Source organism: Desulfitobacterium sp., assembly GCF_982384815.1.
Genome location: NZ_CEVWNY010000159.1, coordinates 1 through 5,153, shown reverse-complemented (window position 1 = coordinate 5,153; position 5,153 = coordinate 1). Strand labels below are relative to the sequence as shown.

At 42.0% G+C, this 5,153-nt stretch carries 6 protein-coding genes; 4 read left to right on the top strand and 2 right to left on the bottom strand.

The features are described from left to right. Positions 1-390 precede the first annotated feature (390 nt). Positions 391-843 (top strand): N-acetyltransferase, encoded by a 453-nt coding sequence (locus AC1U9U_RS15385; protein ID WP_479961434.1) that lies wholly within the window; start codon positions 391-393, stop codon positions 841-843. A gap of 9 nt (positions 844-852) precedes the next feature. On the opposite strand, the gene AC1U9U_RS15380 is transcribed toward AC1U9U_RS15385, so the two are convergent. Together AC1U9U_RS15380 and AC1U9U_RS15375 are read right to left on the bottom strand one after the other, a co-directional pair. Further along, positions 853-1,050: a hypothetical protein gene (locus tag AC1U9U_RS15380; RefSeq protein WP_479961433.1), complete on the bottom strand. Its 198-nt coding sequence runs from the start codon at positions 1,048-1,050 to the stop codon at positions 853-855. A 206-nt stretch (positions 1,051-1,256) separates the two neighbouring features. Then, positions 1,257-2,015 (bottom strand): tetratricopeptide repeat protein, encoded by a 759-nt coding sequence (locus AC1U9U_RS15375; protein WP_479961432.1) that lies wholly within the window; start codon positions 2,013-2,015, stop codon positions 1,257-1,259. A 608-nt stretch (positions 2,016-2,623) separates the two neighbouring features. Between AC1U9U_RS15375 and AC1U9U_RS15370 the strand changes: the two genes are divergently transcribed. From AC1U9U_RS15370 to AC1U9U_RS15360, 3 genes are all read left to right on the top strand, one after another. Further along, positions 2,624-3,901 (top strand): ATP-grasp domain-containing protein, encoded by a 1,278-nt coding sequence (locus AC1U9U_RS15370; RefSeq protein WP_479961431.1) that lies wholly within the window; start codon positions 2,624-2,626, stop codon positions 3,899-3,901. An 8-nt stretch (positions 3,902-3,909) separates the two neighbouring features. Next, positions 3,910-4,197, top strand: a complete 288-nt coding sequence (locus AC1U9U_RS15365) for a hypothetical protein (protein WP_479961430.1) — start codon at positions 3,910-3,912, stop codon at positions 4,195-4,197. 82 nt (positions 4,198-4,279) lie between these two features. Continuing rightward, positions 4,280-5,153: succinate--CoA ligase subunit alpha (locus tag AC1U9U_RS15360; RefSeq protein ID WP_479961429.1), on the top strand; the 874-nt coding region annotated here is incomplete at its 3' end.

Here is a 5,153-nt window from a genome sequence, read left to right as displayed (position 1 = left end):
CCGTAAAAGAAATGGAAGAAGAACTTAGATTGTGGATGTCTTGGTTGAAATATCCGGAAAGATACCAGATCTGGGTTTTGCCAAATAACTGGCAAGAGGACGGTCTTAGTGAATTGGTTAGTCGGAACAATACTTACCGCGAAGAAGTTCTGAATGATTATCCATGAATTAAATGGATATAGCAATGAAACGGGTATAGCAATATAAAATGTGGTCGGTTCCTGGGAAATCGTCCTAGGGAACCAACCACATTTATTTTCCTGCAAATTTTCGGAAATCCCCTTAAGAGAATTTATAATATGAACCTAAGTGTAAAAATAAAGAAAAGAAAAAGTTCTTTTATATTTATAAACGTTGTCGTATAATTATTCAGGAAAGGAGGTAACTACAATGAACTTAAGAAGGGCAAAATTAAGCGATGTAGAAGCCATGATGTCCTTAATCAATCACTTTGCTGATCAAGGCCTTATGCTTCCTCGCTCACGAAATACACTTTATGAGTGTCTCAGAGAGTTTCTGGTCATAGAGGATAATGACGAGATTATTGCTGCGGGTGCCCTGCATATAATCTGGGACGATCTAGCCGAGATAAGGGCTCTGGCTGTGTTAGAGGAACATCAAGGAAGGGGCTTGGGAAGAAGCCTTGTTGAAGCGTTATTGGAGGATGCCCATATTATCGGCTGCCCTAAGGTTTTTACTTTAACTTATCAACCGGGCTTTTTTAAACGCTGCGGGTTTTCTTTAATAAAAAAAGAAGATATGCCCCATAAGGTATGGAAAGAGTGTATCCATTGCGTGAAGTTCCCCAATTGTGACGAAAATGCCATGATTTTAGCACTGTAATCTTTAAGTTTAAGCGATTGAAGAGGACATGTTACGATTGGTCCCTCTGGCCAACCGATGGGATAAAGTACTTTTATTGTTGAGGATCATATGTAGAAATTTCCATTGCAGCTCAAGATAAGCATTATCTAAATCATGCTCACTGGTGCCTTGAGCGATTAAAATCTCCCGGCAAGAAACCTCAAATTCGCGAATAAATGCTAGCACGTCTTCACTAGATGACAGCATTATCATTTCACCGCCCTTTTACATGATATTTTACCGGATTGAAAACGATTTTATTGAAATCTGTATATGTATGAAATCTTTGTATATATTATAGATAATATATGCCGTGAAATGTGTTGGAAAAGAGAAAATGATACCTACTTAATTAGATAAAGAATGATGAAATATGGTGATTTTCTGTAATATTATGCGGGATGGGTAGTGGGGGGAGTAATTTTTCGCCAGAGAGAAATATCAAAGAAACGGATATTTCCAAGTATGTAGTGTTTTTTTGCTTTTTGATAATCCTTCAATAATACATAGCAATCTGCGAGTGAATGATGAATATGGGCAGTATAACTTAGAGTGAGCAGAAATTGGGTTAAGCGATTTGTTCCGTTACGGGGGAAACCTGATTTTCGGGCTAAAGCGAGACTTTGCTTATAGATTTTTACAGCGTCTTGTAAATTGTCCGTTTTCAAAAAAATATGACCTAGAATAAAGAGTAAGAGCGGATCTACTTCTAAATACGGATTATTGCCTATGGCTTTCAGTGCATGGTGTGGGCGGCCTTCCCTAAGGAGTATGTCGGCAAGAGTTGCACAAAGAAGGGGATCTTGGGTGTTTTGATATCTTTCCAGTAAAGTAATCGCTTGTCTGGTTTCATTGAAGTAAAAGTACAGCTGGCTGGCAAAGTGTGAAATGGCAAGTGGAGAGGAGTCTTGAGTAATTTCCTTTGCCATTTTTTGAGCAGTTAGCTTTTTATCGGGGGGAGGGAAGCTTTGCTTGCGCATCATCAAAAGGTAAGAGAGAAAAAAGCCGAGAGCAAAGGATATCGTTCCGGCAGGCTGGCCGAATCGCCAGCTGAGTATCAGACTTACAGCTAAAAAAAAGATTAATAAGGAGAAAAAATAATATAATTTATAGACGTAAAGAATTTCCAAATCATACTGGACTTGACGCATGCATAACCTCCTATTGGAAATAAGATACCTGATGATTGGTTAAGGATAATAAAGTATCTGATTAAGCATATGAATTTGCAAGTTCCATTATGAATACTTTGTCCTTAGTGACTTAATACCATAGTAAAATCCGGTTTTAGCTAACATAAGGATCCGGCCGGCTAAAGGAAAGAAATGTGATGGGGTGGTCTGACCTTCTGAGGGTATAATATTTTTTATTCAGGCAGGATTTTAGGAATAAGTATAGAAACTATATATAGTGTTTTAAATGGTAAAACAATGTTTTAGTTCGCGGGATAGAAATGACCGCGCTTTCCCTAAAAAGGGAATTGGGTGATTATTCTTAATCTTTGCAATAGATGATCTTATCAAATTTATGAACAAAATATATTGACTAAAAGAGAAATTACATAGATAATAGTAATATACAAAGGGAAATGAAACTGAGTTTCACATAATAAAACAAATTCCTTTGTTTAGGCAACCTGTCCGTAACTCACTTAAATCGAAGATTCAAGTTTGAGTCAAAGGAGGGGTGAGGGACTTCTTTAACAATCGCAAAGATGTCTCTGGAGTAAAGAAAAAACTATAATGGAAGGGATTTATGCATGGCAAGATTTCTAGAGTATCAAGGTAAAGAATGGCTTGCAAAAGCAGGAATGCCGGTACCCAAGGGTCGTCCGGCATCGACCCCCGAAGAAGCCAAGGAAGTTGCTGAATGGATTGGTGGACCTGTAGCTGTAAAAGGTCAAGTACAAGCGGGTGGTCGTGGTAAAGCAGGGATTGTTAAACTGGTTAACACTCCCGATGAAGCTGCAGCAGCTGCAGCGGAAATTCTCTCAAAAACGGTTAAAGGTCTACCGGTGCGTAAAGTACTTGTAGAAGAAAAACTTGACATCAAGAGAGAATTCTATTGCTCCTTCGTTGTTAATGGGGCCAGAGAGGCTCGTTCCCCAATGCTCATGTTCAGCGTCGAGGGCGGTATGGACATTGAAAGCGTTCCTGAGGAAAAATTGCTCAAGATCTTTGTAGACCCAATCAACGGCTTACAAACTTACGATGCGGTAGATCTGGCTGCTAAAGCCGGTATTGCTCCTGAGGAATTAACGAAGTTCGCCAAATTCTTAACCAAGCTATCCCAAACTTATAAAAAATATGATTGCATGACCCTGGAAATTAATCCTTTCGTTATGACCGGAGATGGCAGTCTGATCTGTGCCGACTGCAAAATGGAAATCGACAACAGCTCCGTTGGACGTCACCCGGAATTCGGTTTCGATATTGCTCGTGACTTGCCGGGAGAGCCTACAGAGCTTGACTACATCGGTTGGAGCATTGAAGAGACCGATGCCCGTGGCACAGGATTCTTAATGAACATGGGCTACGATGAAGTTAGCCCCGGCTATATCGGTTACCACCCAATCGGTGGCGGCTCTGCCATGATGGGACTAGATGCCCTGAATCAAGTGGGTCTAAAGCCTGCTAACTATGCGGATACCAGCGGTAACCCTGTAGCCTCGAAAATTTACCGTGTTGCCAAATCTGTTTTATCTCAGCCAAATATTGACGGGTACTTGCTCGGTGGCTTCATGATGGCAAACCAGGAACAATGGCACCATGCACATGCTATTGTTAAAGTACTTCGTGAGATACTTCCAACTCAGAAGCCGGGACTACCCTGTGTACTCCTCCTTTGTGGTAACAGGGAAGATGAATCTCTGGAAATTCTCAGAACGGGATTGGCTGATCTTATGACAGCTGATGGCCCGGGAAAACGAATTGAGATTTACGGCAAGGAATATGTAACCGATACGAAGTTCATCGGTGAAAGACTCTTAGCCCTAAGTAAAGAATATCGGGCTGAGAAAGAAGCTCAAGGAAAGTAGGGAATAACATGCTGGAATTCGCTGAGAAAAGTTGTAAAATCACAATCGATACCAGTAAATGTGATACATGCGAAACCAAAGCATGTGCTGACGCGTGCAAAAAGTATGCGAGAGGATTGCTGGGAATCGATGACAAAGGCAGAGCTTCCGTAGCTCATCGTTCAGAAGACGAACGTCTACGCCTTGGCACCGAGTGTTTATCCTGCGAATTTGCTTGTAAGTTCCGCGGCAATGATGCCATTAAAATAGAAGTGCCGGTTGCCGGACTTGACGAGTATCTCGCAAAGCGCGCATAAAAATAAGGATCGATTTTGTGAAGACCATTTACAATAAGTTATTCTAGGAAAACCTAGCAATTTGTTTAAATGAGGGATATGAATGGGCATTTTGATCAATAAAGAGACCAAAGTTATTGTCCAAGGAATCACCGGACGGGAAGGTTCCATGCGGACAAAATATATGAAAGACTATGGTACTAAGCTGATCGGTGGAACCAGCCCCGGCAAAGCCGGGCAAGAAGTTCACGGTGTTCCGGTATTTAATACTGTTAAGGAAATCGTCCGTGAACAAGGGGAAGTCGATTTTAGCGTTATCTTCGTACCGGGAAGCGGCTTAAAGACTGCTGTTATGGAAGCCGCTGATGCAGGAGTTAAAAACATTATTCCTTGCGTTGAAGGAACACCTATTCATGATATTATGGAAATGATTGCCTATGCTAAAACCAAAGGTTCAAGATTGATTGGACCGGGTTCCATTGGCATTATTACTCCGGGAGAAGCTGTTGTGGGTTGGCTTGGCGGTAATGTGGAGTGGGCCAATAAGTTTTTCCAAAAAGGGAATATTGGCGTGTTCTCACGCAGTGGCGGCCAATCCGGAACTATTCCCTGGGTACTTCGCGAAGGCGGTTTTGGAGTAAGTACTGTAGTTCATACCGGTACCGAACCGGTCCTTGGTACTTCTATGGCTGACCTGCTACCCTTCTTTGAAGAAGACCCGGATACTCATGGCGTGGCAGTTTATGCCGAAATTGGCGGTTCCCAAGAAGAAGAGTGTGCAGAAGTTATTGCTGCAGGAAAATTCACCAAGCCCTTTGTTATCTATGTTGCCGGTGCTTGGGCTCCGGAAGGGCAACGTTTCTCCCACGCTTCCAACATTGTTGAGCGTGGCCGTGGTTCCGCTAAAAGCAAGATGGAAGCCATTACTAAAGCGGGCGGATACGTTGCCGAAAGACCTACCGATATTCCTTTGATCC

Coding starts and splice junctions, on each gene's coding strand:
- AC1U9U_RS15385 (WP_479961434.1), top strand. CDS start 391: ATGAACTTAAGAAGGGCAAAATTAAGCGATGTAGAAGCCATGATGTCC.
- AC1U9U_RS15365 (WP_479961430.1), top strand. CDS start 3,910: ATGCTGGAATTCGCTGAGAAAAGTTGTAAAATCACAATCGATACCAGT.
- AC1U9U_RS15370 (WP_479961431.1), top strand. CDS start 2,624: ATGGCAAGATTTCTAGAGTATCAAGGTAAAGAATGGCTTGCAAAAGCA.
- AC1U9U_RS15375 (WP_479961432.1), bottom strand. CDS start 2,015: ATGCGTCAAGTCCAGTATGATTTGGAAATTCTTTACGTCTATAAATTA.